The sequence below is a fragment of the Microvirga calopogonii genome, from assembly GCF_003347665.1.
In the GTDB taxonomy this organism is placed as follows: domain Bacteria; phylum Pseudomonadota; class Alphaproteobacteria; order Rhizobiales; family Beijerinckiaceae; genus Microvirga; species Microvirga calopogonii.
In genome coordinates, this window is sequence record NZ_QDGA01000230.1 from 1 (window position 1) to 1,916 (window position 1,916).

A 1,916-nucleotide genomic window follows, 5' to 3' on the forward strand; every position below is an offset into this window, starting at 1 on the left:
ATGCGCTGAAAGGTGCATGTACGGTTCGGGGAGGAGAAGCGCATTCGCGCTTCTTACTCCACTTCCCACGGGCGAGGGCTGGCTGTATCTCGCCGCGGTGCTGGATTTGGCCACCCGGAAGGTGGTGGGTTGGGCCATGCGCGATCACATGCGCACCGAGCTGACCCTTGGCGCTCTGATCATGGCAGCCCAGCGGCAGCGACCAGGTCCAGGGCTCATTCATCATAGCGACCGCGGCAGCCAATACGCGGCAGAGGCGTATGCCCAGCAACTGGCTCGCATGAGCGCCAAGCCATCGATGAGCCGGACGGGCTGCTGCTATGACAATGCCCCAATGGAATCGTTCTTCCATTCCTTGAAGGTCGAGTTGGTTCATCAGCATCGTTGGACGACCCGCGAGGAGGCACGACGGGACCTGTTCGGCTATATCGAGAGCTACTACAATCGGCAGCGCATCCACTCGGCGCTCGGGTATCTCACACCCGAACAGGCCGAGCGTAAATTGAGCTAACCCGGTGTCCGCGCAAGCGGGGGAAGATCACTGAGCCGCGGCGCCGAGATGGAGGCCAGGATCGTCGCCCTGAGCCGCGCTCCTCCGCCCCACAGTTTCCTGAGACATCCTATAAGCGGACTGGATCCGCAGAAGGGTGATGATGATGACAGAGATGATGAAGGATGCGGCCGGTCCGGGCCGTGGTGGGCGCATGTCGCGCCAGCGCAAACGCGAGGCGGTTCTGCGGCTGCTGCGCGGTGAGGATCTGGACACGGTCTCGCGCTCCCTGGGCGTGACGGCCGCCACGCTGAGCGGCTGGCGCGATGCTTTCCTGGCAGCCGGCGAGGCCAGTCTCGCCACCCGGCTGGCCACCGGTGAGGCGCTGGGGACTGAGCGGCTCAAGGCCCGGCTCGGCGAGATGCTGCTGGAGCGTGAGCTGCTGGAGGCCAAGATTGCCCTTCTGGAGGGCGGCCGCCCTTTAGCTCAGAGGAGGTCGAGGCGATGAGCCGGGCCCTCTCGCCGAGCAGCGGCCGGCCCTATGGCTTGGCGCGTGTCTGCCGGATCTGGCGCGTGGCCCGGGCGAGCGTCTACCGGCAGCGTCAGCCGCAGACGGACCGGCGGCGCCGCGGCCCGGTCGGACCGCTGTCCGATCCAGTGCTCACAACCGAGATCCGTGCCGTCCTGGCCGCCAGTCCGTTCCATGGCGAGGGGCATCGGAAAGTTTGGGCCCGCCTGCGCCTGAAGGGCATCCGCACCTCGCTCCGCCGTGTGTTGCGGCTGATGCGCGAGCACGACCTGCTGGCGCCGTCCCGGATGGGGGCGCCGCGTGGGCCGCGCAACCACGACGGCACGATCATTCCGGCAACCATCGACACCCTGTGGGGCACCGACATGACCACCGCTTGGACTGGCGAAGGGCAAGCTGCCGTGTTCGTGGCGGTCGATCACTACAGTGCCGAGTGCGTCGGCATTCATGCCAGTCGCCAAGCCACCCGCTTTGAAGCTCTCGAGCCGCTGCGCCAGGGCGTACGCGAGCACTTTGGCGGCTTTAGCAAAGGGATTGCTTCAGGCCTGTCGATCCGGCACGACCATGGCAGCCAATACATGTCGCGAGCATTCCAGGACGAGTTGCGGTTCCTTGGGATCGAGAGTTCGCCGGCCTTTGTGCAGGCTCCTGAAGGCAATGGCTGTGCGGAGCGGTTCATCCGCACCCTGAAGGAAAACCTGCTGTGGGTGCGCTCGTTCGAAACCATCGAGGAGTTGCGCCAGGCGCTGCTGACCTTCCGAGAAACCTACAACTCCACCTGGCTGATAGCCCGGCACGGATTTCAGACGCCGAAAGCCGTCCGGCACAACCAGCTTCCATCCGCGGCCCTCGCCGCGTAGGCTTCAATCCGGTGTCTCAAAAACTGCGGGCGGTACA

Annotated in this window: 1 protein-coding gene and 1 pseudogene; both read left to right on the forward strand. The window is 65.3% G+C overall.

Features of this window, described 5'->3' with window-relative positions:
• A partial coding sequence (locus tag DDF70_RS36115) for an IS3 family transposase (RefSeq protein WP_114949216.1) occupies positions 1–511 on the forward strand: 511 nt, incomplete at its 5' end.
• A 139-nt stretch (positions 512–650) separates the two neighbouring features.
• Positions 651–1,879 (forward strand): annotated as a pseudogene (locus DDF70_RS36120) (IS3 family transposase).
• Positions 1,880–1,916: the final 37 nt, after the last annotated feature.